This window comes from Cellulomonas sp. KU4C (assembly GCF_056868065.1).
The window spans coordinates 1,608,694-1,634,260 of sequence record NZ_CP200322.1; the positions used below are offsets into that span (position 1 = coordinate 1,608,694).

Genomic DNA, 25,567 nt, shown 5'->3' on the forward strand with positions numbered 1-25,567 from the left:
GGCGGTAAAGCTCGGTGGACACCGGCGACCGCGGGCACACGGGTCCGCCATACTTCCCCCCATGTCCACCACCTCCACGGGGGCGTCCACGCAGGCGCCCGCCGCACCGAAGAACGCGCTCGACCGCTTCTTCAAGATCTCCGAGCGCGGGTCGACCGTCGGCACCGAGATCCGGGGCGGCCTCGTCACCTTCTTCACGATGAGCTACATCATCGTGCTGAACCCGCTGATCATCGGCACCGTCCAGGACGGCACCGGCAGCTTCCTCGGGGGCGGCAGCGAGCCGAACATCCCGATGATCGCGGCCACCACCGCGCTGGTGGCGGGCGTCATGTCCATCCTCATGGGCGTCGTGGCGAACTTCCCGCTCGCGCTCGCCGCGGGCCTCGGGCTGAACGCCGTCGTCACCTACTCCATCGCCAGCCTGCCCGACATGACCTGGGCCGACGCGATGGGCCTCGTCGTGCTCGAGGGCCTCATCATCCTGGTCCTCGTGCTCACCGGGTTCCGGGAGGCCGTGTTCAAGGCCGTCCCGATGGAGCTGAAGACCGCGATCAGCGTCGGCATCGGCCTGTTCATCGCGTTCATCGGCCTCGTCGACTCCGGGTTCGTGCGCATCCCGTTCAGCCAGGCCACCCCGGTCGAGCTCGGCATCGGCGGGTCGCTCGGCTCGTGGCCGCTGCTCGTGTTCGTCGTCGGCCTGTTCCTCGCGATCATCCTCATGGCCCGCAAGGTCAAGGGCGCCATCCTCATCGCGATCGTCACCTCGACCGTGCTCGCCGTGGTCGTGGAGGCCGTCGGCAAGATCGGCGGCGCCACCGCGGAGAACGCCGGCGGCTGGCAGCTGAACATCCCGGCCCTGCCGGACACCGTCGTCGCGACGCCCGACTTCTCGCTGCTCGGCCAGTTCTCGCTGTTCGGGTCGATCGACAAGATCGGCGTCGTCGCGGTCGTGCTGCTCGTGTTCTCCATCCTCATCGCCGACTTCTTCGACACGATGGGCACGATGGTCGCCGTCGGCGGCGAGGCCGGCCTGCTCGACGAGGACGGCAACCCGCCGCGCACCAAGCAGATCCTCATCGTCGACTCCCTCGCCGCCGCGGCCGGCGGCGCCGGCTCGGTGTCGTCGAACACCTCCTACGTCGAGTCCGCCGCGGGCGTCGGCGACGGCGCGCGCACGGGCCTGGCCTCCGTGGTCACCGGCATCGCGTTCCTGCTCGCCACGTTCCTGGCGCCGATCGTGGAGATGGTGCCCTCCGAGGCGGCCACCCCCGCGCTCGTCGTCGTCGGGTTCCTCATGGTGATGCAGGTGTCCGGCATCGACTGGAAGAACCTCGAGGTCGCGGTCCCCGCGTTCCTCACGATCATCCTCATGCCGTTCGCGTACTCCATCACCGTCGGCATCGGCGCGGGCGTCATCGCGTTCATCGTCATCAAGCTCGCCCTCGGCAAGGTCCGCGGCGTGCACCCGCTCATGTGGGTCGCCGGCGTGCTGTTCGCCCTGTACTTCCTGCTCGAGCCCCTGAAGGACCTGCTGGGCGTCTGACCCGCCCGGCCCCTGCGCCCACCCGCCCCCGCCGCTGCGGCGCGGGCGGGTGGGCGCCGGTGCGTCCGGGTACGGTGGCGCGGTCGGCGCGGCCAGCGCGCTCGGTCGGAGGAGCGCCATGCGGGTCTCGGTCATCGGGTGCGGCTACCTCGGGGCCGTGCACGCGGCCAGCATGGCCCAGCTCGGGCACGAGGTCGTCGGGATCGACGTCGACGCCGCGAAGACCGACCTGCTCGCGTCCGGCACCGCCCCGTTCTACGAGCCCGGGCTGCCGGAGGCGCTGGCCGCCGCCCGCGCCACGGGCCGGCTCGCGTTCACCACCGACCCCGCGGCCGCCGCCGGGTCGCGCGTCCACTTCCTGTGCGTCGGCACCCCGCAGCAGCACGGCGAGTTCCGGGCCGACCTCACCTACGTCGAGGACGCGTTCGCCGCGCTGCTCCCGCACCTCGCCCCCGGGGACCTCGTCGTCGGCAAGTCCACGGTCCCCGTCGGCACCGCCGAGGCCCTCGCCCAGCGGCTCACGACGACCGGCGCGACGCTCGTGTGGAACCCCGAGTTCCTGCGCGAGGGGTTCGCCGTCCAGGACACGCTGCACCCCGACCGCCTCGTCTACGGACTGCCGACCGACGCCGACGGCGAGCCCACCGCGGACGGCGCCCGGGCGGCGGCGGTCCTCGACGAGGTCTACGCCCAGCCGCTCGCGGACGGCACGCCGCTGGTGGTCTGCGACTACGCGACCGCGCAGCTCGTGAAGGTCGCGGCGAACTCCTTCCTCGCCACCAAGATCTCGTTCATCAACGCGATGGCCGAGCTCTGCGAGTCCACCGGCGCCGACGTCACCCGCCTCGCCGACGCCATCGGCTACGACGACCGGATCGGCCGCCGGTTCCTCAACGCCGGCCTCGGGTTCGGCGGCGGCTGCCTGCCCAAGGACATCCGCGCGTTCATGGCCCGCGCGGGCGAGCTCGGCGTCGACCAGGCGCTGTCGTTCCTGCGCGAGGTCGACGCGATCAACATGCGCCGCCGCGTCCGGATGGTCGACCTCGCCCGCGAGGTCTGCGGCGGGTCCATCGTGGGTCTGCGGATCGCGGTCCTCGGTGCGGCGTTCAAGCCCGACTCCGACGACATCCGCGACTCCCCGGCGCTGTCCGTCGCCGCGCAGATGCAGCTCCAGGGCGCGCACGTCACCGTCACCGACCCGCAGGCCCTGCCGAACGCGCGCGCCGCGTGGCCCGGCCTCGCCTACGCCGACACCGCCGAGCAGGCCGCCGCCGACGCCGACGTGGTGCTGCTCGCCACCGAGTGGCCCGAGTACCGCCGCCTCGACCCGGCGGCCCTCGGCACGGTGGTCGCCCACCGCCGCGTCCTCGACGGCCGCAACGTCCTCGACCCCCGCGCCTGGCGCGCGGCCGGCTGGACGTACCGCGCCCTGGGCCGCCCCTGACCCCCGCGCGCCCCTGCGCGGCCCGTGCGCGGCCGACGAGTGGTCACGACACGCTGGCGCCGGCCCCCGCTCACCCGCGTGTCGTGACCTCTCGCCCTCGACGGAGACGCGCGCGTCACCGCCCGCCCCGCGCCCCCGCCCCGCATCCGACGCCCCGCGCGCCGCTGCTGCCGGCACGAGAGGTCACGACACGCGGGTCGGGGGACCCGCGCGCCCGCGTGTCGTGACCTCTCGTCCTCAGCGGGGGCGGGTGAGGGCAGCGCGGACCCAGGCGACGGGACGCTCCGGGTGGCGCAGGACGTCGTCCGCGGTGCAGCTGATGACGCGCCACCCGAGCGCCTCCAGGGCCTGGCGGCGGGCCACGTCGCGACGCCAGGTGGCGCGGTCGGTGCGGTGGACGTCGCCGTCGTACTCGATCGCGACGCGCTGCCCCGGGTAGGCCAGGTCCGGCATCGCCACCACCGTGCCGTCCGGCGCACGGACGAGGAGGTTCACCTCCGGGCAGGGCAGACCGGCACGGACCAGGAGGAGGCGCAGGCGGGTCTCCATCGGCGAGTCGGTGTGTGCGCGCACCAGCGGCAGCGCGGCGCGCAGCGCGACGAGGCCCCGCGCGCGCTGCGGCAGCGCGTCGACCTCCGTGGCCATCGCGTCGGTCGTCGACAGCGGATCGCGCCGACGGACCAGCCCGTCGCCGAGGACGACGAGCTCGGGCACGGGCACCACCGCGCCGACCTGGGTCCAGGCGACCACCGGCGCCGCGACGGGGACCCCGCCGACGAGCACCCACCGGCGCGCGTCCGTCGACGAGCGCCGGTGCGCGACGACGCCGCGGCGGCGGACGCGGGACGTCCCCGGGCCCACCTGCACGTGGACCGGCTCCTGCGGGTCCCAGTCGGACGGCATGGCGACGCGGAGGAGCGCGAGCGCCGTCGTGTGCGAGAACACCGCGTCGCGGGGCAGCGCCGGCAGGAGGTCGCGGCACCGGCCGTGCAGGTCGTCCCGTGCCCGTGGCGGCTCGGCGCTGCGGACGCCGTGGGTGGGTGACCGCAGCGAGGTCCGCCGCAGCTGGGTGGCCGTCAGACCGGCGGCTCGGCCCGCGGCGACGGTGAACGCGGACCGGCGCAGCGCGTCCGGCAGGCCGGCGGTCGTGGCCGGGGGAGCGGACGGTGTCGTCGAGGAGGGAGTCGTCATGCGGGCGACCCTGGCGCCGCGCTGCCCGCCGTGGCACCCAGGAGCACCGCGACCTGGGGACGACGCGCAGGTCGCAGGCCTGGGGAGCGCTCGGCGCCCGCTCCACGACCCGACCGACGACCCGACCGACGACCCGCTCGACGACCCGCTCGACGACCCGCCCGACGACCCGACCGACGAGAGGTCGTGACACGCGGGTCCGGCCCCCGACGCGCCGGCGAGTCGTGACCTCTCGAGCTCACGCGCGCAGGCGCGGGGGGTGCGGGCACGCGCGGGGGCGCGGGACGCGGGCGCACGCGGGCGCGGGGTGGTTAGCGGGGGTAATGAGTTAAGGTAAGGAACGTGACTCATGATCCTGCGCGCGACTCCGAGCTGGCGGCGGACCTGCGGCGGGCGCTCGGGTCCTCGACGCGGCGCATCCGGTCCCGCCGCGGCGCCGCGGACCTGCCCGACCCGCAGTTCAACGTCCTGGCGATCCTGCTGCGCGAGGGGCCGCTCACCCCGGGGGCGCTCGCGGACGCCGAGCACGTCCAGCCGCCGTCGATGACCCGGACCGTGAACGCGCTGGTCGCGCTCGGGTTCGTGGCGAAGTCCGAGCACCCGACCGACGGCCGGCTGGTCGTCGTCAGCCTGACGCCGGAGGGGGAGGCCGAGGTCCGCGAGACCCGCCGCCGCCGGGACGCCTGGCTCGCCGAGCAGCTCGGCACGATGACCGCCGACGAGCGCCGCACCCTCGCGGAGGCCGCCGTGCTGCTGCGCCGGATCGCGGCGGGTCAGCGGGGGCCGGCATGAGCTCGACGTTCGCCTCGCTGAAGATCCCGAACTACCGCCTGTGGTTCGCCGGGGCGCTGGTCGCCAACATCGGGACCTGGATGCAGCGCGTCGCCCAGGACTGGCTGGTGCTGACCGACCTGTCCGACGACTCCGGCCTCGCGGTGGGCATCACGACCGCCCTGCAGTTCGCGCCGACGCTGCTGCTGTCCGCGTGGGCGGGTGTGCTCGCCGACCGCGTGAACCGGCGCAGGCTGCTGATGATCACGCAGGGCGCGCAGGGGGTGCTCGCGTTCGGGTTGGGAGCCCTGGTGCTGTCCGGGCACGCGCAGCTGTGGCACGTCTACGTGTTCGCGGCGGCCCTCGGCGCGGTGGCGGCGGTCGACCAGCCGGTGCGGCAGACGTTGGTCGCAGAGCTGGTGCCGGTGCACCGGATGTCGAACGCGGTCGGCCTGAACAGCACCTCGTTCAACGCGGCGCGCCTGATCGGCCCGGGGCTGGCGGGGTTGCTGATCGCGGCGGTCGGCACGGGCTGGGTGTTCGTGATCAACGGGGTCTCGTTCGCGGCGACGATCCTGGCGCTCGTGGCGATGCGCACCTCCGAGCTGCACCCGATGCCGGTGGCGCCGCGCGCGAAGGGGCAGATCCGCGAGGGCGTCCGGTACGTGCGGGGGCGCAGCGACATCCTCGTCATCATGGTCGTCATCTGCGTGGTGTCGACGTTCGGCCTGAACTTCCAGATGACCAGCGCCCTGATGGCCCGCGCGGAGTTCGGCAAGGGCGCGGGGGAGTACGGGATCCTCGGGTCGGTGCTCGCGATCGGGTCGCTGGCGGGGGCGCTGCTGGCGGCCCGGCGGGAGCGGCCGCGGGTGCGGCTGGTGATCGGGTCGGCGTTCGCCTTCGGGGTGGCGACCGGTGTGCAGGCGCTGATGCCGACGTACCTGTCGTACGCGGTCGCGTGCGTCCCGGTGGGGCTCGCGTCGCTGACGATGCTCACGGCGGCGAACACGACGATCCAGATGTCGACCGACCCGGTGGTGCGTGGCCGCGTGATGTCGCTCTACATGATCGTGATGCTCGGGGCGACGCCGGTGGGCTCGCCGGTCGTCGGCTGGATCGGGGAGACGTTCGGCCCACGGTGGGCGATCGGCATCGGGTCGATCACGGCGCTGCTGGTGTCGGCGGCCGCGGCGCTGTGGGCGAAGCGGCGCTGGGACGTCGAGCTGCGGTACCGGCTGCTGTCCCGGCCGCACCTGGAGGTCGTCCACCCAGCGGTCGCGCCCCCGGAGCGGGTGGCGGCGGACGAGCTCGCCGCGCGCGAGGCGGCCGACCGGGCGGTGTGAGGCCCTGCCCACCCCGGGTCCGGTGACGGCCGGGCCCGGAGCCGGGTGAACTTCCCCGCCCGACGGGTGTCCGAATTGTCCGGTATGTGACGATCGGCGGATGGCAGTCCGACGGCGGGTGCTGATCGTCCTCGCGGTGCTGACCACCGGTGCCCTCCTGGCCGGCGGCTGGCTCGCGTGGCGGGTGAGCCTGGCCGCTGACGCCCTGCGCGACCTCCGGACCGCCACCGACGGCGCCCGGCCCGAGGTCGACGCCCTCGACGTCGGGGCGCTGAGAGCCCGGCTGCCCGCGACGCAGGACGCCGCCGACCGTGCGGCCGAGGCCGCCGACGACCCCGTGTGGCGCCTGGCCGAGCACCTGCCGATCGTCGGCGACGACCTCACCGCGGTGCGCCTCGTGTCGAGGGCGGCCGACGACCTCGCGCGCGAGTCCGCCCCGGACCTGCTCGCGGCGCTCGCGGCGCTCACCGGCGACCGGGCGCACACGGGCGACCGGGCGCACACGGGCGACCCGGCGCACGCCGCCGCCCCGGGGCCTGCGGGTGATCCGGCGCGTGCGGCCGATCCGTCCGCCGCGGCCGACCGTGCCGCCGCACGCGCCGCGGCGCTGCCGAGCGGCTGGGTCGACCTCGCCGCGGTGGTGGCCGCTGCTCCGGCGGCGGGACGTGCGGCGGCGACCGTCGACCGGCTCCGGTCCGAGCTTCGCGCCGATCGACCCCGGCGGCCTGGTGGGCCCGGTGGCCGGGCCGGTCGCCGCGCTGCAGGACGTGCTCGCGGGTGCGTCCGGGTCGCTCGCCGCCGCTCAGGAGGTCGCCGCGGTGCTGCCGACGATGCTCGGTGCGGACGGCCCGCGGACGTACCTCCTGCTGTCGCTGAACCCGGCGGAGCTGCGCGCGCAGGGCGGCATCGTGGGTGCGGTCGCCGTGCTCCGGGCGGACGACGGTGCGGTGGGACTGGTCGGTCAGCGCAGCACCGCGGACCTCCCGGAGCTGTCCGCGCCCGTGCTCCCGCTGACCGGCACGGAGCTCGCGCTGCACGGCGACCGGCTCGGGCGGTGGGTGCAGGACACGGTGCTCACCCCGGACTTCCCGCGCGCGGCCGAGCTGGCCGCGGCGTTCTGGGCGGCGCAGACCGGCCAGGTCGTGGACGGGGTGGTCGCGACGGATCCCGTGGTGGTCGCCGACGTCCTCGCCGCCACGGGTCGGACCGTGCAGGCCGACGGTGCCGAGATCGGCGCCCCGGACCTGCTGCGGGTGCTCCTGCGTGACGCCTACCTCGACTACGGGGACCCACGGGCCGGCGACGCGTTCTACGCCCAGGTCGCCGCGGCGGTGTTCGGGGTGCTGCGCGACGCGGTGGCCGAGCCGGCGACGGCCCGGGCGGTGGCGCTCGCGGGCGGGGCGGCCGTCGACCAGCGACGCGTCGCCGTCTGGTCCGCCCGCCCGGCCGAGCAGGTGGTGCTCGCGGGGTCGGGTGTGGGGGGCGCGTTCCTGACCGGTGACGCGGTGACGCCGACCGGTGCAGGGGTGGGCGACGCGGTCGGGGTGTTCCTCGACGACGCGACCGCGGGCAAGCTCGGCTACGACCTCGACGTGGGGGTCGACGTCCGGTTGTCGGGCTGCGGGACACGCGAGCCGCGGGCGCGCGTCACCCTGCGGCTCGGCTACGCGCCGCCCGCGGAGGTGGCGGGGTTCCCGGCGCAGGTGCTCGGCGACGGCCGCTCCGGGGTGCCCGCGGGCTGGCTCGCCACGAACGTCGCGTTCTACGGCGCGCGCGACGGCGCCCTCGGCGAGGTGCGCCGCGACGGCGCGGTGGTCGGCGGGCAGGTGGCCCGCGAGGGGCGTCGCGAGGTCGCGGTGCTGACCTCGCGGCTGGCGCCGGGCACGGGGGAGGAGTACGTCGTGGACGTCGCCGCCCGTGGCGGGTCGCTGACCGTCTGGACCACACCGACCCTCTCGGGCCCCGGCGTGGTCACGACCACCTGCCCCTGACCGGGCCCGCCCGCCCCACCCTCACCCGCCCAGCCCCGCCCTCACCCGCCCCACCCTCACCCGCCCCGCCCTCACGAGAGGTCACGACACGCTGGCTGGCTCCCGTCGTGGCCAGCGTGTCGTGACCTCTCGTGGGCGGCGCGAGGACGCGCGCGTCACGGGGTGCGGGGCGCTGCGGGGGTCGTTGCGCAGGGCGCGGCACGGGGGCGCAGGCCGGGAGAGTGCCGGCGGCGGGGGCGCCGGGCGCCGAGTTCACCCGGTCCCCGTCCGGCGCGTCCGCCCGACCCGTGCCTACTCTGGGCGAAATGTCCGATTTGTCTGAATCGGGCGAGCAGGGACAGCGCGGCAACGGCGCCGTGCGGACGGAGGTGCGGCATGGCGGTCCTGGGACGCGTGCTCGGCGGGCTCGTCGGGGTGCTCGTGATGATCGGTGGCCTGGCAGGACCGGCGCTCGCCGCGCCGGACACCCCCGGCGGCCTCGACTGCGCGGAGCTCGCCGCCGCGACCGACCCCGACGGGTACGCTCCGCCGCCGCGCTGCGAGCTGACGATCGTCCGGGCGGCGGCCATCTGCCTCGCGGACGCCCCGGTGCTCGAGTACGCCGTCGAGGCGGTCGGCACGACGCTCGACACGGTGACGATCACCTGGGTCGACCCGGTCGGGCCGGACGTGGTCCAGGCCGGGCTGCCGCTGTCGGGGCAGACGTACTGGCCCGGCACCGTGCTGGAGGGCGGCGCGGTGGTCGACTGGCCGGGCTGGACGCGCAACCCGGACGGCAGCTGGACCGAGGAGGACGCGTACAGCTTCGCGCGGCCGTCCGTGCAGATCGAGTTCCAGGTGAACCCGACGGCGACCACGGTGGTGGCGTACCCGCCGGCCACCGCCGTGTGCGCCGGCCCCGCGACCGACGCGACGCCGGTGTCCACGGGTCGGCTCCCCGTCGCGGGCGCGCCGATCGAGCAGGCGGCGGCACCGCTGCCCGCGACGGGTGTCGTGGCCGCCCCCGAGGTCGCCCGCGCGCCCGAGGTGGCGACTCCCGCCGGCCCGACGTCCGCCGCCCTGGCCGCGACCGGGGCGAGCACCCGACCCCTGCTGGTCGGGGCGGGCCTGCTGGTGCTGCTCGGGGCCGGGCTGGTGGCGGCGTCCGCGCACCGGCACGGGCCGCTCGGCTGACGCGGGCGCAGCGCCCCGCCGCCCGCGGTGGTCGACCGGCTCAGCCGAGCCGGTCGACCACGTGGTCGATGCAGGCGGTGAGCGCCAGGACGTCGTCGGGCTCCACGGACGGGAACATCGCGACCCGGAGCTGGTTGCGGCCGAGCTTGCGGTAGGGGTCGACGTCGACCACGCCGTGCTCGCGCAGGATGCGGGCGACGGTCGGGGCCTCGATCTCGGGGGCCAGGTCGATGGTGCCGACGACCGCGGACCGCTGCGCGGGGTCGGCGACGAACGGGGTGGCCCAGTCGCGGGCGTCCGCCCAGCCGTACAGGTGGCCGGCGGACGTCGCGGTCCGATCGGCGCACCACGCGAGGCCGCCGTTCGCCAGCATCCAGTCGACCTGCTCGGCGAGCAGCACCAGGGTGGCGATCGCCGGGGTGTTGAGGGTCTGGTCCGCGCGCGAGCTCTGCACCGCGGTCGTCAGCGACAGGAACTCCGGCACCCAGCGGCTCGCCTCGACGCGGGCCGCGCGCTCGACGGCGGCTGGGGACAGCACCGCCAGCCACAGGCCCCCGTCGGAGGCGAACGACTTCTGCGGTGCGAAGTAGTAGGCGTCGGTCTGCGCGACGTCCACGGCGAGGCCGCCGGCTGCGGACGTCGCGTCGACGACGACCAGCGCGCCCTGCTCCGCCGACCCGGGCACCCGCCGCACCGGGGCGACCGCGCCGGTCGAGGTCTCGTTCTGCGGCCAGGCGTAGACGTCCACGCCGTCCACCGCCACCGGCACGGTCGACGTCCCGGCGGGCGACTCGCTCACCACGGGCTCGTCCAGGAACGGCGCGCGGGCGGCGGCCGCGGCGAACTTGGCCCCGAACTCCCCGAACACCGCGTGCGCGGACCGCTGCTCCACGAGGCTGAGCGTCGCGAGGTCCCAGAACGCCGTCGACCCGCCGTTGCCGAGCGCGACCTCGTACCCGTCGGGCAGGTCGAACAGCTCGGCGAGCCCGGCGCGCACCCGGCCGACGAGCCCGCGCACCGGTGCCTGCCGGTGCGAGGTGCCCAGCAGCGTGCGGCCCGCGGCGGTCAGCGCCCGCACCTGGGCGTCGCGGACCTTCGCGGGCCCGGAGCCGAACCGGCCGTCCGACGGCAGCAGGTGGTCCGGGATGGTCACGGGGGCGCCAGGCGTCGTGGTCACGCGCCGCACGATACGCGCACGCCGCTGCCGGGGCGCTCGTCCGGCTAGCCTGTGGACGGACGTCCGCGCGCGACATGGAGGGCACCGGCGTGAGTGACCTGATCGACACGACCGAGATGTATCTGAAGACGATCTACGAGCTCACCGAGGAGGGGATCACCCCGCTGCGCGCCCGCATCGCCGAGCGCCTCGGGCACAGCGGCCCCACGGTGTCGCAGACCGTCGCCCGCATGGAGCGGGACGGGCTGCTGGTCGTGTCCGGCGACCGCCACCTCGAGCTGACCGAGGTCGGCGCGACGAAGGCGATGCGCGTGATGCGCAAGCACCGGCTGGCCGAGCGGCTGCTGGTCGACGTCGTCGGCCTCGACTGGGAGTACGTGCACGAGGAGGCGTGCCGCTGGGAGCACGTCATGAGCGAGCGCGTCGAGCGCCGGCTCGCGGGGCTGCTGGACCACCCGCACTTCGACCCGTACGGCAACCCCATCCCCGGGCTCGAGGAGATCGGCGAGGTCCGGACGGCCGTCGGCTTCCTCGACGGCGTCGAGTCGCTGGTCGCCCGTGCGGTGGCCGAGGACGGCTCGACCACCGGCGTCGTCGCCCGCCTGGGCGAGCCGCTGCAGACCGACGTGGGGCTGCTGGCCCGGTTCGCCGGCGCGGGGGTGCTGCCGGGCGTCGAGGTCGCGATCCGCAAGGACGGCGGCACGCTCACCGTCGGGGTCCCGGGCGCGGAGACGGTGCTGGACCTGCCGCAGGAGATCGCCCGGCACGTCTTCCTCCGGGCGGTCTGAGCCCGCCGGGGCCGCGGCCCCGTCCGGTACCGGGATGCGGAGCCCCGCGGTGTGGCGTAGGTCACTCGCGGGGTTCCGTCGCGTCGGTGACCTGCGCGCTCCCTGTCGTGGCATGTGAGCGTTCTCCCGGGCGGCGAACGGACCGTGACCGGAGCGTGACAATCGGCTCCGCGGTCGGGTACGTTCAGTCCTGCTCCGGCGGAACCCTCCTCCTCCAGAGCCCTAGGACGGTACGCCGAGCCCTGCCGCCGCCCTGGGTCCGTACGACTTCGCCGGCAGGGGCGGGGGAACCACATGTGGTCGAGGTCCGTCAGGACCACGACCTTGGGGTGAAGCCGCGTGGCGCGACCGGAGATCGCTTCCGGACACGTCCCGCGGCCGGGTAACTCCACCCGAACCCGACAGCTCACCTCGTAGGCGCCAGGAGAGGCTGTACGTGACCGCTAGTGCTGTGCGCGCTCGACACCGTTCCGCGCGTCGCCCCGTCACCCCCTTGACCGACTTCGCGACCGCCGCCACGGGCTCCCTCGCCCAGGTCGGCCGTCGCACCGCCGTCGTCGCGGCCTCCACGGGCCTCATGGTCTCCGTGGTCGCCGTCCCGGCCGGCGCCGCGACCACGTCCGGCGACCAGGCCGCGCTGCCGTCGGTGGACACCGCCGCGCTGACCGCGTCCGCGAAGACCGCGCTCGAGACCGCCCCGGTGGTCACCGCGCCCGCCGACGCCGCGTGGACCTTCGAGGCCCCGGCCGCGACCGCGGTCGTCCCCGAGCCCGAGCCGGTCCGCGTCGTCGAGCGCACCGTCTCCCGCAGCTCGCAGCGCGCCACCGTCGAGACCGCCGCTGTCGAGACCGCGGCCGCGGTCCCGCAGTCGGTCGCCGGCAACGCGGTGCTCGAGATCGCCGCGCGCTACGTGGGCACCCCGTACGTCTCCGGCGGCACCACGCCCGACGGCTTCGACTGCTCGGGCTTCGTGTCCTACGTCTACGCGCAGCTCGGCATCTCCCTGCCGCGCACGTCGTCCGCGATCAAGGCGGCCGGCACCGTGATCTCCGCCGCCGACGCGCAGCCCGGCGACCTGATCTGGAGCCCGGGGCACATCTCGATCTACGCGGGCGGCGACCAGCAGATCGACTCGCCGCGTCCCGGCAAGACGATCCAGTTCCGCAGCATCTGGCAGAGCTCGCCGACGTACATCCGCATCGGCTGACACCGCCGCAGCACCTCCTCGACGCAGCCCCCTCGGCCCACCGGCCGCGGGGGCTTCGTCGTCCCCGGGTGCGGTGGCGCGCTCGGTGCGCGGGCAATTGACCGAGGCCGATCCGGGCCGGGGCGCGTAGCCTGCTCTTGCTTGCCTCCGCCAGCGGGCCCGGTCAGCCAGACGGGTCCTCCACCTGGATCCAGGAGTACGCCGTGCTGCTGCCGCCCGCCCCACCCAGGACCCTGCTCCTGAACGCCAGCCTCGAGCCGTTGTGCGTGGTCGCGCTGCCCCGCGCGGTCACCCTCGTGATGTCCGGTAAGGCCACCGTGCTCGAGTCCGACGGCCGGCTGCTGCACTCCGAGCACGCCGTGGTGCCGATGCCGGTGGTCCTGTCGCTCACGCGCTACGTGCACGTGCCGGTCCGGCGGCCGCTGCCCCCGACCCGGCGGACCGTGCTGCAGCGGGACGACCACCGGTGCGCGTACTGCGGGTCGCACGCCGACACGGTCGACCACGTGCACCCGCGGTCGCGCGGCGGCCGGCACGAGTGGGGCAACGTCGTCGCCGCGTGCCGCCGGTGCAACCACCGCAAGGCCGACCACCTGCTGCACGAGATCGGCTGGGAGCTGGCCTGGACGCCGGTGCCGCCGCGCGGCCTGTCGGCGTTCCTGCGGGGCGCCGCCACGGACGAGCCGGCCTGGTCGCCGTACCTCGCCGCCTGACGACCCGCGCGGCCCAAGTCTCCGCAAAGACTCCGCCACGTCCGGGCCCGCAACGGGGTGCGGAGGGGGCATGATCGGGGGCACACTGGGGTGTGCGCCGAAGGAGGTCCTAGCCATGAAGCGAGACGCGGAGATCCTGGTCGGAGTCGACGGGTCGGCGGCGAGCATGCACGCGCTCGACTGGGCCGCGGCGGAGGCCCGCACCCGCCGGCGCCCCTTGCACGTGGTCTGCTCGTACACGCTGCCGTCGTTCACGGCGGCCTCGCTCGACGGCGGCTATGCGGCGCTCGACGACACCGCCATCCAGCAGGGCGCCCGCGCGGTGCTCGCGGAGGCGCGGCAGCGGGTGGAGGGCGGCGGCCTCGAGGTCGTGACGACCGTGGCGACGGGGGACGCCGCCGCCGTGCTCGTCGAGATGTCCCGGGATGCGTCGCTCGCGGTCGTGGGCACCCGCGGCAAGGGCGGGTTCGCGGACCGGCTGCTGGGCACGGTGTCCTCGACCCTCCCGGCGCACGCGTACTGCCCGACCGTGGTGGTCCCGCTGCGCGACCAGCGCCGCGGCGGCGTCGTGCCGACCGACGAGTCCTCGCCCGTCGTGCGCCCGGTCCGCCGGATGATCGTGGGCGTCGACGGCTCGCCGCAGGCCGACCTGGCGCTGCGGCACGCGATCGCCGAGGCGACGGCCTGGGGCGCGGAGCTCACCGCGGTCGCGGGCGTCCCGGTCGGGACCGGTTCGGGCGTGATGGCGTGGCTGCCCGCGACGATCGACCAGGCGCAGATCCTCGCGGACGTCACCGAGGGCCTGAACGTGGTCGTGGACCGTGCGCTCGCCGACCACCCGGACGTCACCGTGCGGCGGGTCGTCCTGGACGGCACCGGCGCGGAGCTGCTGACCGAGTTCTCGACGGCGACCGACCTGATCGTCGTCGGCTCCCGGGGTCGCGGCGGGTTCACCGGGCTGCTGCTCGGGTCCACCAGCCAGGCGGTGCTGCACCACGCGGCCTGCCCGGTGATGGTCGTGACCAACCGGTGCGCGGAGAAGGTCCCGGCGGGCGGCGGTGCCGCGTCCGGCGAGGCCACCGGGGACGCGGCCGCGGGCTGACGGCCCGGCGGGCGGTCAGGCCGGCGGTCAGGCCGGCGGGGGCGGCACGTCCGGGCGCCGCACGAGCGCCGACAGCACGATGGTCGACCGGGTGCGGGTCACGAACGGCTCGGCGGCCAGCCGCTCCACGACCTGCTCGAGGTGCCGCATGTCCCGGGCGCGCACCTGCACCACCACGTCGACGTCGCCCGTGACGGTGCTCGCGGCGACGACCTCCGGGTACCGCTCGACGGCCGCGCGCATCGTCGCCGGGCTGGTGGAGCCCTGGCAGAACAGCTCGATGAACGCCTCCGTCGCCCAGCCCAGCGACGCGGGGTCGAGCAGCACGGTGTACCCGCGCACCACACCGCGCTCGCGCAGCCGGTCGACGCGGCGCTTCACCGCCGGCGCGGACAGCGCGACCACGGCGCCGATGTCCGCGTAGGACGCGCGCGCGTCGACGGACAGCTCGCGCAGGATCGCCTCGTCGATGGGGTCGAGGTCGCCGGAGAACGTCGGGGGCACGGGCTCATCCTCCCGCACGCCCCCGGGCGCGGACGTCGCGCCGGAGGTCAGCGCATCGCCTGGGTCAGCGCAGCGCCTGGGTCAGCCGGTCGACGGCGAGGTCCAGGTCGTCCGCGTCGATCACCAGCGGCGGCGCGAGCCGGATCGTGGAGCCGTGCGTGTCCTTGGCGAGCACGCCGAGCCGCAGCAGCCGCTCGCACAGCTCGCGTCCCGTCATCCGCGCGGGGTCGACGTCGAGGCCCGCCCACAGCCCGACGCCGCGGGTGCGCTCCAGCAGGCCGGTGTCGACGAGGGTGTCGAGCCGCTGGTGCAGGTGGGCGCCGAGGGTGCGGGCGCGCTCCTGGTGGGTGCCGGGTCGGAGTCGTCGACGACCGCGAGCCCGACCGCGCACGCCAGCGGGTTGCCGCCGAACGTCGACCCGTGGGTCCCGGGGGTCAGCACCTCGAGCACGTCGGGCCGGCCGACGACCGCGGACACGGGCAGCACCCCGCCGCCGAGGGCCTTGCCGAGCGTCACCAGGTCCGCGCGGACGCCCCACAGCTCGAGGGCGAACGTCGTGCCGGTGCGGCCGAGGCCGGACTGGATCTCGTCGGCGATCAGCAGCACGTCCGCGGCGGTGCAGATGTCCCGGACCGCCGGCCAGTAGGTCTCCGGCGGGACGACGACGCCCTGCTCGCCCTGGATCGGCTCGAGCAGCACGGCGACGGTCGTGTCGTCGATCGCGGCACGGAGGGCGTCCGCGTCCCCGAACGGCACGATCCGGAAGCCCGGGGTGTGCGGGGCGAACCCGTCGCGGGCGTCCGGGTCGGTCGAGAACGACACGATGGTCGTCGTCCGGCCGTGGAAGTTGTTGGCCGCGACGACGATCGTGGCGTGCTCGGGCGCGACCCCGCGGACGTCGTAGCCCCACTTGCGGGCCGTCTTGATCGCGGTCTCGACGGCCTCGGCACCGGTGTTCATCGGCAGCACCATCGGCGCGGTGCCGGCCTCGGCGCCCGCGACGACCGGCCGGACCAGGTCGGACAGCGCGGTCGCGAACGGGTGCAGCAGGTCGTGGTCGAACGCCCGCGAGCTCAGCGTCAGCCGGTCGAGCTGCGCGTGGGCGGCCGCGGTGAGCGCGGGGTGCCGGTGCCCGAAGTTCAGCGCCGAGTACCCCGCGAGCAGGTCGAGGTAGGTGTTCCCGTCGACGTCGCGCACCCAGGCGCCCTCGCCGCTCGTGAGCGTCACGGGCAGCGGGTGGTAGTTGTGCGCGAGCGGGCTGCCGGCCTCGCTCCGGGCGGGGATCGTGCTCGTCATGGCGTCACCTCGGGGCGGGCGGGGCTCCGGCGGTGCGGGGCGGGCCCGGCCGCCGGAGCGGGGCGGTCAGCGGGCGGGGCGGATCTCCAGCGTGCAGCACTTCGCGCCGCCGCCGCCCTTGAGCAGCTCGCTCGTGTCGACGGGGTGCGGGCGGAAGCCGCGGTCGGTGAGCTGGGCGGCGAGGTCGACGGCCCCGGGCGCGACGACCACGTTGAGGCCGTCGCTGACCGCGTTCAGGCCGAGGCAGGCGGCGTCGCGCTCCGAGGCGATCACGGCGTCGGGGTAGCGGCGCTCGAGCTCGGCGCGGGACGCCTCGGAGAACGCCGGCGGGAAGTAGGCGACCTGCTCGCGGCCCGGGGTCGAGTCGAGGACGGCCAGCGCGGTGTCCAGGTGGTAGTAGTGCGCGTCGACCAGCTCGAGGCTGACGACCTCGCGGCCGGTGACGCGCGCGATCTCGGCGTGCGCGGCCCGGTCGGTGCGGAAGCCGGTGCCGGCCAGCAGCACGTCGCCGACGCCGAGGATGTCGCCCTCGCCCTCGTTGACGACCTCGGCGGTGTGCGTGACGTAGCCGTGGTCGGCGAACCACTTCTCGTACGCGGGGCCCTCGGGCTGGCGCTCCGGGTAGCGGAACTTCGCCGAGTAGACCAGGCCGTCGACGACCGTGGCGCCGTTGGCCGCGTAGACCATGTCCGGCAGGCCCGGGATCGGGTCGATGGTCTCGACCGTGTGGCCGAGCTGCTCGAAGGTGGCGCGCAGGGTCTGCCACTGCTGCACCGCGAGACCCGCGTCGGTGTACCGGGTGGAGTCCATCCACGGGTTGATCTCGTACGAGACCGTGTAGTGCGTGGGCTCGCACATCAGGTAGTGCCGGCGGGTGCTCTGCGGGGTCGCGGGCATGGGTCTCCTCGAGGAGGTCGGGCGGGTCGGGCTGACGGTGCCGGGCCACCTCGTCGGGGCGCGTCCTGCACAGCCTACGAGCCCGACCGCACCCGCATCATGGCGCGACGATGCACGCCCACCCGCGAATCGTTGCGCGAAACAGGGGTCAGGCGGCGGTTCGTTGCGTCGGTCGGGGCCGCGCCTCGCGGGCCGCGCGGGCCAGCACGAGCCGCAGCATCAGGTCGACGAGCAGCGCGCCGGCCCACACCGTCCACGCCCGCGGGAGACCGCGCAGGTAGATCGCCTCGGACCACGCGACCCGCGACGACGACGGACCCGCGGCCTCCACCTCGATCCGGGCGGTGCCCAGCAGCACCGGGCCGAGCTTCACGAACACGGCGGCGCCAGGCACCGCGCCCAGCGGCGGCTCGAACCGCTCGACCCGCATCCGGTCCAGCAGCCCCGGCGCGCCCTGCCGGGCGAACGGGCCGCTGACCGCGGCGATCTCGTCGCCGGCCTCGGGGGCCTGGTCGTCGGGGCGACGCACCCGCTCGCCGGCGCCGGGCGCGGTGAGCGTCACCCGGGTCAGCGGGACCCAGCGGGCGTGGTGGCGGGCGTCGGCGACCAACGCCCACGCGGCCGCCGCGTCCAGCGGCAGGACGCACGAGACCCGCGCCCACGGCGTCCCGTCCCGGTCCCGGATGATCACAGCACGCCCCCTCGACGGACGCCGGTCCCGGGTCGGGGCCACCTGCCCGCGTCGCCCCCCGGGTGCGTCGGGACCATCTTGCTCCCTGCCGGTCGCGTGCAGGCCCCCGAGCGGCCCCGGGCGCGTCCCGGGCGGGTGCAGGCACCCAGAGCAACAGGGTGATCCTCGCGCGGGTAGCCTCGCAGGATGCAGACGAGGACGCTGGGCAGGACCGGCCGGGACGTCGGGGTCGTGGGGCTGGGCTGCTGGCAGCTCGGTGCGGACTGGGGCGAGGTCGCCGAGGACGACGCCCTCGCGGTGCTCGCCGCCGCGGCGGACGCCGGGGTGACGTTCTTCGACACCGCGGACGTCTACGGCGACGGCCGCAGCGAGACCCTGATCGGCCGGTTCCTGCGCGAGCGGCCCGCCGACGCCGCGCGGATCACCGTCGCCACCAAGATGGGCCGCCGCGCCGACCCGCACGTCGCCGAGGCGTACACCGCGGACGCGTTCCGGGCGTGGACGGACCGGTCGCGCACGAACCTCGGCGTCGAGACGCTCGACCTGGTGCAGCTGCACTGCCCGCCGAGCGCCGTCCTGGACCGGGACGCCACCTACGACGCCCTCGACGCGCTGGTCGCCGAGGGTCGGGTCGCCGCGTACGGGGTGTCGGTGGAGACGGTCGACGAGGCGCTCGCCGCGATCGCCCGCCCGCACGTCGCCACCGTGCAGATCATCCTCAACGCGTTCCGCCGCAAGCCGCTCGAGCGGGTGCTGCCCGCCGCCGCCGAGGCCGGGGTCGGCATCATCGCGCGGGTCCCGCTGGCCAGCGGCCTGCTGTCGGGGAAGTACGACGAGCACACCGCGTTCGCCGCCACCGACCACCGCGCCTACAACCGGAACGGCGAGGCGTTCGACGTCGGCGAGACGTTCTCCGGCGTGCCGTACGACGTCGGGGTCGCCGCGGCCCGCGAGGTCGCCGCGCTCACCCCCGCCGGCGCGACGACCGCCCAGCTCGCGCTGCGGTGGATCGTCGACCAGCCCGGCGTCTCGACGGTCATCCCCGGCGCCCGCAACGCCGACCAGGCCCGCGGCAACGCCGCCGCCGCCGACCTGCCGCCGGTGGACGCGACGACCGCGGAGGCCCTGCGCGCGATCTACGACGCCCGCATCCGCCCCCACGTGCACACCCGCTGGTAAGCCGCGCCGAGCTGCGCCTCCCGCACCCCCAACCCCCGCCCGCCGGGGGGCGAGAGGTCACGACACGCTGGCGCACAGCGGTCCGGGCCAGCGTGTCGTGACCTCTCGTCGGGTGATGCAGGGGTGCAGGGGTGCAGGAGCGTCTGCGTCAGCGCGGGCGGCGGCCCAGGAGGCGGCGGCGCGGGGGCGCGGCGGCCGGGTGGGTGCCGGTGCCCTCGGTGAGCAGGCGCGGCTCGGCGCCGGTCTCGACGACGAGCACCCGGTCCACGAACGCCGCGGGTGCCGGGCCGAACGCGACGCGCGCGCCGTCGATCACGGTGCGGCCCAGCGCGCGGGCCCCGGTGACGCCGATGACCGCGCCCACGCCGAACGGCATCAGCCGCCCGAAGGCCAGCCCGCTCTGCCGGGCGAGCTGCTTGCGGAACAGCTGCCGGGTCAGCCGGGCGTTGACGCGGCGGATCGTGCCGGTCGGCATCCGGGTCAGCAGCGCCCGGGCGACGTTGACGCTGCGCAGGCCGGTCAGCAGCCCGGCGTCGGAGATCGCCTTCGCGCCGCTCTCGCCGAGGATCGTGGCGAGCAGCAGCGCGCGACGGCGCTCGGAGTCCTGGACGTCGATGCCGTGCACGCTCGCGACGGCCAGGGCGAAGGCCGCGGACGCCCCGAAGAACGTCGCGACGTCGCCGACGGTCAGCGCCATCGCGACGCCGGTGCCCACGGCCGGGGCCGCCGCCGCCGCGCCGACCGCGCCGCCGGTGCTCTGCACGACCAGCAGGAACTCGCGCTCCAGCAGCTCGACGACCTCCTGGGGGGTGGCCTCGGGGTTCTTGCGGCGGATCGCGTCGACGTGCGCGTGGATCGTCGCCGACGGGATCGTCACCGCGCGGTCGAGCGCCGCGTCGACGACGGGGGTCCGGCGCAGGGCCATCAGGAGGCGTCCACGACGTCGAGCTCGACGGTCGCGCCGGCCTTCAGGGTGTTGCCGACCGTGCAGTGCTCGTCGACGGCGCGGTGCACGACGCGCAGCAGCCGCTCCTTGGTGGCCTCGTCCAGGCCGGACAGGTCGACGACCATGCGCTCGTGCAGCTCGGGGTAGCGGTCCTCGGCGGTGAGGTTCGCGCCCTCGACCTCGACGGTCACCGCGACGTCGTCGCCGAGCCGGTGGGCCAGCGCGTGGTCGGCGCTCATCCCCGAGCAGCCGGCCAGCGCGATCTTCAGCAGCTCGCCGGGGGTGAACACGGCGCCCGCCTCCGTGGGGCCGATCGCGACCTCGGCGCCGCGGGTGTTGCGGCCGGTGTAGGTGCGGGTGCCGGTGCGCTCGACCCAGAGGCGGTCGGCGGCGGGGCGGGGCGCGGGGGTGCCGGGCTGCGTGGCCGCGGCGGTGGTCGGGCTCTCCATGCGCCGATCCTGTCACGCGGCGGGCGCCGCCACCCGTCGCGGGGACGGGTCACCCGCGCGCGGGCACCCCGCGGTGGGCCGGGCGGGGGAACGGTGGCGTCCAGCACTGGCCGCGCCGCGGGGCGTGGGGCACGCTGGGCCGGGTCGAGCTGACCTGAGGCCGGGGGGCCGGATGAGCGTGACCGAGGACCGTGGACCGCTCACCGTCGCGCGCGCCGCGGACGACCCGGGGGTGCAGCAGATCCTCGACCGCGTGCGGGAACACCTGGCGATGGACATCGCGGTGCTGTCGGGGCTGACCCAGTCCGCGGAGGTCGTGCTCGCGACGAGCGCCGAGACGGGCCCGATGCAGATGGCCGTCGGCGACTCGCGCGACCTCGACGACACCTACTGCGTGCGGGTGCTCGACGGGCTGCTGCCCGGGGTGGTCCCGGACGCCCGCACGCACCCGGTGACGCGGGAGCTCTCCGCGACCGCCGAGATGGGGATCGGGTCGTACGTCGGTGCCCCGCTGCGGGGGGCCGACGGCGAGCCCGTCGGGATGCTGTGCTGCCTGGCCCGCGGCTCGGACCCGCTGCTCGACGAGGACGCCCTGCGGGTGATGGGCCTCGCGGCAGCGCTGGTCGAGGACCGGCTCGGGGTGCGGCACCTGCCGTACCGCCCGGCGGTGTCCGACCGGGTGCGCTGGATCCGGTCGGTGCTCGCCGAGCGGGCCGTGCGCACCGTGTTCCAGCGGGTGGAGCACCTGGCGTCGGGCACTGTCGTGGCGGTCGAGGCGCTGTCCCGGTTCGACCCGGACCGGTTCCCGACCCCGGTGCACGCGTTCGCGGCGGCGTCGGCGGCGGGCTGCTCCGTCGAGCTCGAGCTGCTGGCCGCCGAGCGCGCGCTGACCCAGGTGCCGCGGCTGCCCGCCGACGTGCGGATGTCCGTGAACCTGTCGGCCGAGGCGGTGCTCGACCCGCGGGCGGCGGAGCTTGCTGCTGCCGTGCGGCCGGTCCGTGGGCGTCGAGTTCACCGAGCACACACCGGTGCCGGACTACGGGGCGCTGGTCGCGGTGACCGACCGGCTGCGGGACGCGGGGCTGCAGGTCGTGGTCGATGACGTCGGTGCCGGGTACGCGAGCCTGCGGCACGTGCTGCAGCTGCGGCCGACCGCCCTCAAGCTGGATCTGGACCTGGTGCGCGGGATCGACGCCGACCCGGTGCGGCAGGCGCTGGCGCACGCGGTCGTGGACTTCGCCGGGTCGATGGGTGCGTGGCTGGTCGCCGAGGGCATCGAGACCCCGCAGGAGCGCGACACCCTGCTGGGGCTGGGCGTCGAGTTCGGGCAGGGGTACCTGCTGGGGCGGCCCGGGCCGTGGGAGGCCGCGCTGGGCGCGGGCCCGTTCCACCGGACCTGAGCCGCCCCGGCCGCAGTCTCAGGACACCTCGCGCCGCGCCGTCCGCCACAGCCCGACCGCCAGCGGCACCCCGACCCACAGCGCCGTCGACGTCGCCAGGTGCGCCCAGCCGTCCCCGGTGAGCTGGCCGGACATCAGCCGGGCGAGGGGCCCGGACATGTCGAGCCAGCGCGCGGCGGTCTCCAGGGCGGGCACCAGCGACCCGACCAGCGTCCACACGGTCGGCAGCGCGAGGTAGGCGACGATCGCCGCGGGGGTCGACAGCAGCGCGAGGCCGAACCCGAGGCCCTGGAGCACCAGCAGCAGCAGCCCGAGGGCGTTGCCGCCGACCAGCGCGGCGTCCAGCGACCACGGCCCGGGGCCGTCCCGCAGCACCCCGCCGACGAGGTTCGCGAGCGCGGCCACGGCGACGGTCGCGACCATCACCGCGACGGCGAGCACGGCGCCGGCGGCGGCCTTCGCGCCGTGCACCCGGGTGCGCCGCGGCTCCAGGACGAACGTGGTGAGCGCGGTCCGCTGCGACCACTCGGACGTCGCGGCGAGCACGCCGATCAGCGGCAGCAGCATCAGCTGGCCGGCGCTCGCGGCCTCGGTCAGCCCGGACCAGCCGAGCGTCCCCGGCTCGGCGGCCCACAGCAGCAGGGACATCAGCGCGACGTCGACGACGACGATCAGCGCGAGCAGCCAGCGGCCGGCGCGGGTGTCGAGCTGCTTGCGGAGCTCGACGCGCACCAGGCGCAGCCACGGGATACCGGCGCGGGCGGCGGGGGTGGTCGGGGCGGGAGCGGTCAGGGCGGTCATGCGGCGGTCTCCTCGCGGGCGGTCCCGGCGGTCAGGGTGAAGAACAGGTCCTCGATGCCCGCGGACCGGGTGGGCCGCAGGTCGAGCAGCACGACGCGGGCGTCCAGCGCGACGCGGCCCACGGACTCCGCGTCGGCGGGCGTGCCGAGGCCGCCGTCGTCGAGGGGGCGCACCTCGTGCCCGGCGGCGAGCAGCGCCCGCGTGAGGGCCGCGTCGTCGAGGCTGCGCACCTCGGTGCCGGGGGCGGCGAGCAGGTCGGTGGTCGCGCCGGCGGCGAGGATCCGGCCGCGGCCGATCAGCACCAGGTCGTCGGCCACCGCCTCGACCTCGCGCAGCAGGTGGGACGACAGCAGCACCGTGCCGCCGGCGTCCGCGAACGACCGCAGCAGGTCGCGCATCCACCGGATCCCGGCCGGGTCCAGGCCGTTGGCGGGCTCGTCGAGCACCAGCACCCGGGGCTCGCCGAGCAGCGCGTGCGCCAGGCCGAGCCGCTGCCGCATCCCCAGGGAGTAGGTGCGGGTGCGGGCGTCGGCCTCGGCGGCGGTCAGCCCGACCAGGTCCAGGCAGGTCGCGACCCGCGCGTCGGGCAGGCCCATCAGGCGGGACGAGAGCGTCAGCACCTCGCGGCCGGAGCGACCGGCGTGCTGCGCGGAGGCGTCGAGGAGCACGCCGACGGTGCGGCCGGGGTTCGGCAGGTCCCGGAGCCGGGAGCCGGCGACGGTGGCCGTCCCGGTGTCCGCGGCGCCGAGGCCGCACAGCACCCGCATGGTCGTGGACTTGCCGGCGCCGTTCGGTCCGAGGAACCCGGTGACGCGGCCGGCGTGGGCGGTGAACGACACGTCGTCGAGCACGGTCGTCGATCCGTAGCGCTTCGTCAGGTGGCTGATCTCGATCATGCGTCCAGCGTCGGCGCGTGGGCCCCGCCGTCGCGTCGGTCGACGGGCTCGGGGTGGTCGGCGCGGGTGGGTGCGGCCGTCCACCTTTGGGCGGAGCGGGTCCAGCCCGGCGGCCGATCCGGCGTCGACGGGCCCGCGCCTAGGCTCGAGCCGTGCCCCGTCCCGCCTCTCCTGTCGCCGCGCCGCCGCGCCTCGGCCCGTGGTCGCGCACCTGGCGCTACCTGCTCGCGGTCGGCATCGGCGTGGTGCTGTGGCTGTTCGTCACCGCGGACGTCGCCTCGAACTCCGATCCCGCCCACGCCGGCCGGGCGGGTGCGATGGTGCTGCTCGACCTGGTGCTCGGCGTCGTGGCGACGGCCCTGCTGCCGCTGCGGCGCCGGTACCCGGTGGTCGTCGCCGGCGTGTCCGCGCTGCTCACGGCGGCGTCGGCGTTCGCGGCCGGTCCGGCGATGCTCGCGATGGTGTCGCTCGCGACCCGGCGGCGCTGGCGCGAGACCCTGCCGGTCGCGGCGGTGTGGGTGCTGGCGTCGGTCGTCTACGAGCTCGGCTACCAGGGCACCTCGACGTGGGGCCAGGGCCCGTGGCTGCTGACGGTCGCGCTCGCGCTCAGCGCGCTGATGGTCGGCCTGCTGATCGCGACGGGCTCCTACGTCGGCGCGCGCCGGGAGCTGCTGGCGTCGCTGCGGCAGCGCGCCGAGGACGCCGAGCGCGCCCAGGAGTCGCGGGCCGACCAGGCCCGGCAGGCGGAGCGCACCCGGATCGCCCGCGAGATGCACGACGTCCTCGCGCACCGGATCTCCCTGGTGGCGATGCAGGCGGGCGGGCTCGCCTACCGCGAGGACCTCACCCGCGAGCAGATCACCGCGTCGGCCGAGACCATCCGCGACAGCGCGCACCGGGCCCTCGGCGAGCTGCGCGAGGTCCTCGGGGTGCTGCGCGCGGACACCGACGCGGTGCCCACCGAGCGGGAGGCCCCGCAGCCGACGCTCGCGGAGCTGCCCGCGCTGCTGGCCGACGCGGTCGAGGCCGGCGGCGCCGTGCACCTCGACGTGACCGGGCTGCCCGGCGGGGACCGTGCTGCGCTCGCGGCCGTGCCCGTCACCGCGTCGCGGACCGCGTTCCGGATCCTCCAGGAGGCGCTGACCAACGCCCGCAAGCACGCGCCGGGCCAGGACGTCCGGGTGCGGCTCGCCGGGGCGCCGGGGGAGCGGCTGGCGATCGAGGCCCGCAACCGCGTCGCGGGCGGCACGCCGGTCAGCGCGGTCCCGGGCGCCGGCCTGGGCCTGGTCGGTGCGACCGAGCGTGCCGAGCTGCTGGGCGGCGCGCTCGAGCACGGGCCCGAGACCGGCGGCTGGTTCGCCGTGAGAGTGTGGCTCCCGTGGCCGAGCTGACCCCGGACGGGGCCCCCGACGTGGTGCGTCTGGTGGTCGTCGACGACGACGCGCTGGTGCGCGCGAGCCTGCGGATGATCCTCGGGGGCGACCCCCGGATCGACGTCGTCGCCGAGTGCGCCGACGGCGCGGAGGCCGTCGACACCGTGACGCGGCTGCGGCCCGACGTCGTCCTGATGGACGTCCGGATGCCGCGGGTCGACGGCCTGACGGCGCTGCGCACGCTCGTCGCGGCGGGCTCGTCGGCGCGGGTGATCGTGCTGACGACGTTCGACGCCGACGAGCTGGTGCTGCGGGCCCTGCGCGAGGGCGCCGCGGGGTTCCTGCTGAAGGACACCCCGCCGGCGCAGCTGGTCGACGGCATCTTCCGGGTCGCGGCGGGGGAGCCGATCCTGTCGCCGACGGTGACCGCCCAGCTGATCGCGTCGGTGACCAGACCCGAGGACGAGGACCGCCGCGCGGACGCCCTGCGCGCGCTCGAGCCGCTGACCCCGCGCGAGCGGGACGTCGCGGTCGCCGTCGCCGAGGGGCTGTCGAACCAGGAGATCGCCGAGCGGCTGTACCTCGGGCTCGCGACGGTCAAGACGCACGTCGCGCACCTGTTCGCGAAGCTCGGGGTGACCAACCGGGTGCAGATCGCCCGGCTCGTGCACGACGCCGGGCTGGGCTGA

Annotated in this window: 25 protein-coding genes, 1 pseudogene and 1 riboswitch; of the genes and pseudogenes, 16 read left to right on the plus strand and 10 right to left on the minus strand. The window is 75.9% G+C overall.

Annotated elements, in window-relative coordinates:
* Nucleotides 1-61 precede the first annotated feature (61 nt).
* Nucleotides 62-1,546 (plus strand): NCS2 family permease, encoded by a 1,485-nt coding sequence (locus AC1VL8_RS07665; protein ID WP_483074743.1) that lies wholly within the window; start codon nucleotides 62-64, stop codon nucleotides 1,544-1,546.
* A 118-nt stretch (nucleotides 1,547-1,664) separates the two neighbouring features.
* A complete protein-coding gene (locus tag AC1VL8_RS07670; RefSeq protein ID WP_483074744.1) occupies nucleotides 1,665-2,990 on the plus strand; it encodes a UDP-glucose dehydrogenase family protein in 1,326 nt (441 codons plus the stop codon).
* A gap of 237 nt (nucleotides 2,991-3,227) precedes the next feature.
* On the opposite strand, the gene AC1VL8_RS07675 is transcribed toward AC1VL8_RS07670, so the two are convergent.
* The gene (locus tag AC1VL8_RS07675; protein WP_483074745.1) at nucleotides 3,228-4,181 is read right to left on the minus strand and encodes an endonuclease domain-containing protein; all 954 of its coding nucleotides are present in this window, start codon (nucleotides 4,179-4,181) and stop codon (nucleotides 3,228-3,230) included.
* Here AC1VL8_RS07675 and AC1VL8_RS07680 point away from each other — a divergent pair.
* The 5 genes from AC1VL8_RS07680 (at nucleotide 4,180) to AC1VL8_RS07700 (ending at nucleotide 9,459) form a co-directional block, all read left to right on the plus strand.
* Nucleotides 4,180-4,371, plus strand: coding sequence for a hypothetical protein (locus AC1VL8_RS07680; RefSeq protein ID WP_483074746.1), 192 nt, complete (start codon nucleotides 4,180-4,182; stop codon nucleotides 4,369-4,371). The two genes, AC1VL8_RS07675 and AC1VL8_RS07680, sit on opposite strands and share 2 nt — an antisense overlap.
* Before the next feature lie 152 nt (nucleotides 4,372-4,523).
* A complete protein-coding gene (locus AC1VL8_RS07685; RefSeq protein WP_483074747.1) occupies nucleotides 4,524-4,973 on the plus strand; it encodes a MarR family winged helix-turn-helix transcriptional regulator in 450 nt (149 codons plus the stop codon).
* Nucleotides 4,970-6,295 (plus strand): MFS transporter, encoded by a 1,326-nt coding sequence (locus AC1VL8_RS07690; protein ID WP_483074748.1) that lies wholly within the window; start codon nucleotides 4,970-4,972, stop codon nucleotides 6,293-6,295. Before AC1VL8_RS07685 ends, AC1VL8_RS07690 begins: the two co-directional genes overlap by 4 nt.
* Nucleotides 6,296-7,032: 737 nt before the next feature.
* On the plus strand, nucleotides 7,033-8,286 hold the full coding sequence (locus AC1VL8_RS07695) for a DUF4012 domain-containing protein (protein WP_483074749.1): 1,254 nt from the start codon (nucleotides 7,033-7,035) through the stop codon (nucleotides 8,284-8,286).
* Between the two features lie 375 nt (nucleotides 8,287-8,661).
* Nucleotides 8,662-9,459, plus strand: coding sequence for a hypothetical protein (locus tag AC1VL8_RS07700; RefSeq protein ID WP_483074750.1), 798 nt, complete (start codon nucleotides 8,662-8,664; stop codon nucleotides 9,457-9,459).
* 40 nt (nucleotides 9,460-9,499) lie between these two features.
* Here AC1VL8_RS07700 and serC read toward each other — a convergent pair whose 3' ends face one another.
* Complete coding sequence (gene serC, locus AC1VL8_RS07705) at nucleotides 9,500-10,636, minus strand: phosphoserine transaminase (RefSeq protein ID WP_483074751.1); 1,137 nt, start codon at nucleotides 10,634-10,636, stop codon at nucleotides 9,500-9,502.
* Nucleotides 10,637-10,725: 89 nt separating this feature from the next.
* On the opposite strand from serC, the gene AC1VL8_RS07710 reads away from it, so the two are divergent.
* From AC1VL8_RS07710 to AC1VL8_RS07725, 4 genes are all read left to right on the plus strand, one after another.
* A complete protein-coding gene (locus AC1VL8_RS07710) occupies nucleotides 10,726-11,424 on the plus strand; it encodes an iron-dependent transcriptional repressor DtxR (protein WP_483074752.1) in 699 nt (232 codons plus the stop codon).
* A 223-nt stretch (nucleotides 11,425-11,647) separates the two neighbouring features.
* Nucleotides 11,648-11,858, plus strand: a riboswitch (cyclic di-AMP (ydaO/yuaA leader).
* A 2-nt stretch (nucleotides 11,859-11,860) separates the two neighbouring features.
* Complete coding sequence (locus AC1VL8_RS07715) at nucleotides 11,861-12,631, plus strand: C40 family peptidase (RefSeq protein WP_483074753.1); 771 nt, start codon at nucleotides 11,861-11,863, stop codon at nucleotides 12,629-12,631.
* Between the two features lie 203 nt (nucleotides 12,632-12,834).
* Entirely contained in the window at nucleotides 12,835-13,344 is a 510-nt protein-coding gene (locus tag AC1VL8_RS07720; RefSeq protein WP_389232681.1) for an HNH endonuclease, read from the plus strand.
* A gap of 115 nt (nucleotides 13,345-13,459) precedes the next feature.
* The gene (locus AC1VL8_RS07725; protein ID WP_483074754.1) at nucleotides 13,460-14,446 is read left to right on the plus strand and encodes a universal stress protein; all 987 of its coding nucleotides are present in this window, start codon (nucleotides 13,460-13,462) and stop codon (nucleotides 14,444-14,446) included.
* A gap of 27 nt (nucleotides 14,447-14,473) precedes the next feature.
* On the opposite strand, the gene AC1VL8_RS07730 is transcribed toward AC1VL8_RS07725, so the two are convergent.
* The 4 genes and pseudogenes from AC1VL8_RS07730 to AC1VL8_RS07745 form a co-directional block, all read right to left on the minus strand.
* Nucleotides 14,474-14,950 carry an Lrp/AsnC family transcriptional regulator gene (locus AC1VL8_RS07730; RefSeq protein ID WP_389232675.1) on the minus strand — a complete coding sequence of 159 codons (477 nt, stop codon included), beginning with the start codon at nucleotides 14,948-14,950 and terminating at the stop codon, nucleotides 14,474-14,476.
* Nucleotides 14,951-15,014: 64 nt separating this feature from the next.
* Nucleotides 15,015-16,246: pseudogene (rocD, locus tag AC1VL8_RS07735) on the minus strand (ornithine--oxo-acid transaminase).
* A 66-nt stretch (nucleotides 16,247-16,312) separates the two neighbouring features.
* Nucleotides 16,313-17,143, minus strand: a complete 831-nt coding sequence (gene ddaH, locus AC1VL8_RS07740; RefSeq protein ID WP_389232669.1) for a dimethylargininase — start codon at nucleotides 17,141-17,143, stop codon at nucleotides 16,313-16,315.
* A 148-nt stretch (nucleotides 17,144-17,291) separates the two neighbouring features.
* The gene (locus AC1VL8_RS07745; RefSeq protein WP_483074755.1) at nucleotides 17,292-17,834 is read right to left on the minus strand and encodes a hypothetical protein; all 543 of its coding nucleotides are present in this window, start codon (nucleotides 17,832-17,834) and stop codon (nucleotides 17,292-17,294) included.
* 186 nt (nucleotides 17,835-18,020) lie between these two features.
* Here AC1VL8_RS07745 and AC1VL8_RS07750 point away from each other — a divergent pair, with 186 nt between their 5' ends.
* Complete coding sequence (locus AC1VL8_RS07750) at nucleotides 18,021-19,013, plus strand: aldo/keto reductase (RefSeq protein WP_483074756.1); 993 nt, start codon at nucleotides 18,021-18,023, stop codon at nucleotides 19,011-19,013.
* 148 nt (nucleotides 19,014-19,161) lie between these two features.
* On the opposite strand, the gene AC1VL8_RS07755 is transcribed toward AC1VL8_RS07750, so the two are convergent.
* Both AC1VL8_RS07755 and AC1VL8_RS07760 read right to left on the minus strand, forming a co-directional pair.
* On the minus strand, nucleotides 19,162-19,938 hold the full coding sequence (locus AC1VL8_RS07755; RefSeq protein ID WP_483074757.1) for a hypothetical protein: 777 nt from the start codon (nucleotides 19,936-19,938) through the stop codon (nucleotides 19,162-19,164).
* Entirely contained in the window at nucleotides 19,938-20,408 is a 471-nt protein-coding gene (locus AC1VL8_RS07760; protein WP_389232657.1) for an OsmC family protein, read from the minus strand. The genes AC1VL8_RS07755 and AC1VL8_RS07760 overlap by 1 nt, the downstream gene beginning before the upstream one ends.
* A 172-nt stretch (nucleotides 20,409-20,580) precedes the next feature.
* Here AC1VL8_RS07760 and AC1VL8_RS07765 point away from each other — a divergent pair, with 172 nt between their 5' ends.
* Both AC1VL8_RS07765 and AC1VL8_RS07770 read left to right on the plus strand, forming a co-directional pair.
* Entirely contained in the window at nucleotides 20,581-21,510 is a 930-nt protein-coding gene (locus tag AC1VL8_RS07765; RefSeq protein ID WP_483074758.1) for a GAF domain-containing protein, read from the plus strand.
* Nucleotides 21,437-21,808: an EAL domain-containing protein gene (locus AC1VL8_RS07770; RefSeq protein WP_483074759.1), complete on the plus strand. Its 372-nt coding sequence runs from the start codon at nucleotides 21,437-21,439 to the stop codon at nucleotides 21,806-21,808. The genes AC1VL8_RS07765 and AC1VL8_RS07770 overlap by 74 nt, the downstream gene beginning before the upstream one ends.
* Nucleotides 21,809-21,826: 18 nt before the next feature.
* Here AC1VL8_RS07770 and AC1VL8_RS07775 read toward each other — a convergent pair whose 3' ends face one another.
* Together AC1VL8_RS07775 and AC1VL8_RS07780 are read right to left on the minus strand one after the other, a co-directional pair.
* Nucleotides 21,827-22,609 carry an ABC transporter permease gene (locus AC1VL8_RS07775; protein ID WP_389232652.1) on the minus strand — a complete coding sequence of 261 codons (783 nt, stop codon included), beginning with the start codon at nucleotides 22,607-22,609 and terminating at the stop codon, nucleotides 21,827-21,829.
* Nucleotides 22,606-23,505 carry an ATP-binding cassette domain-containing protein gene (locus AC1VL8_RS07780; RefSeq protein ID WP_483074760.1) on the minus strand — a complete coding sequence of 300 codons (900 nt, stop codon included), beginning with the start codon at nucleotides 23,503-23,505 and terminating at the stop codon, nucleotides 22,606-22,608. Before AC1VL8_RS07780 ends, AC1VL8_RS07775 begins: the two co-directional genes overlap by 4 nt.
* Before the next feature lie 152 nt (nucleotides 23,506-23,657).
* Between AC1VL8_RS07780 and AC1VL8_RS07785 the strand changes: the two genes are divergently transcribed.
* Together AC1VL8_RS07785 and AC1VL8_RS07790 are read left to right on the plus strand one after the other, a co-directional pair.
* On the plus strand, nucleotides 23,658-24,896 hold the full coding sequence (locus AC1VL8_RS07785) for a sensor histidine kinase (protein ID WP_483074761.1): 1,239 nt from the start codon (nucleotides 23,658-23,660) through the stop codon (nucleotides 24,894-24,896).
* Nucleotides 24,884-25,567: a response regulator gene (locus AC1VL8_RS07790; RefSeq protein ID WP_483074762.1), complete on the plus strand. Its 684-nt coding sequence runs from the start codon at nucleotides 24,884-24,886 to the stop codon at nucleotides 25,565-25,567. Before AC1VL8_RS07785 ends, AC1VL8_RS07790 begins: the two co-directional genes overlap by 13 nt.

What these genes read in the sequence shown, in the direction of transcription:
- AC1VL8_RS07675 (WP_483074745.1), bottom strand. Translation starts at nt 4,181, where the DNA reads ATGACGACTCCCTCCTCGACGACACCGTCCGCTCCCCCGGCCACGACC.
- AC1VL8_RS07700 (WP_483074750.1), top strand. Translation starts at nt 8,662, where the DNA reads ATGGCGGTCCTGGGACGCGTGCTCGGCGGGCTCGTCGGGGTGCTCGTG.
- AC1VL8_RS07670 (WP_483074744.1), top strand. Translation starts at nt 1,665, where the DNA reads ATGCGGGTCTCGGTCATCGGGTGCGGCTACCTCGGGGCCGTGCACGCG.
- AC1VL8_RS07760 (WP_389232657.1), bottom strand. Translation starts at nt 20,408, where the DNA reads ATGGAGAGCCCGACCACCGCCGCGGCCACGCAGCCCGGCACCCCCGCG.
- ddaH (WP_389232669.1), bottom strand. Translation starts at nt 17,143, where the DNA reads ATGCCCGCGACCCCGCAGAGCACCCGCCGGCACTACCTGATGTGCGAG.
- AC1VL8_RS07750 (WP_483074756.1), top strand. Translation starts at nt 18,021, where the DNA reads ATGCAGACGAGGACGCTGGGCAGGACCGGCCGGGACGTCGGGGTCGTG.
- AC1VL8_RS07755 (WP_483074757.1), bottom strand. Translation starts at nt 19,938, where the DNA reads ATGGCCCTGCGCCGGACCCCCGTCGTCGACGCGGCGCTCGACCGCGCG.
- AC1VL8_RS07680 (WP_483074746.1), top strand. Translation starts at nt 4,180, where the DNA reads ATGCGGGCGACCCTGGCGCCGCGCTGCCCGCCGTGGCACCCAGGAGCA.
- AC1VL8_RS07690 (WP_483074748.1), top strand. Translation starts at nt 4,970, where the DNA reads ATGAGCTCGACGTTCGCCTCGCTGAAGATCCCGAACTACCGCCTGTGG.
- AC1VL8_RS07780 (WP_483074760.1), bottom strand. Translation starts at nt 23,505, where the DNA reads ATGATCGAGATCAGCCACCTGACGAAGCGCTACGGATCGACGACCGTG.
- AC1VL8_RS07725 (WP_483074754.1), top strand. Translation starts at nt 13,460, where the DNA reads ATGAAGCGAGACGCGGAGATCCTGGTCGGAGTCGACGGGTCGGCGGCG.
- AC1VL8_RS07765 (WP_483074758.1), top strand. Translation starts at nt 20,581, where the DNA reads ATGAGCGTGACCGAGGACCGTGGACCGCTCACCGTCGCGCGCGCCGCG.
- AC1VL8_RS07775 (WP_389232652.1), bottom strand. Translation starts at nt 22,609, where the DNA reads ATGACCGCCCTGACCGCTCCCGCCCCGACCACCCCCGCCGCCCGCGCC.
- AC1VL8_RS07665 (WP_483074743.1), top strand. Translation starts at nt 62, where the DNA reads ATGTCCACCACCTCCACGGGGGCGTCCACGCAGGCGCCCGCCGCACCG.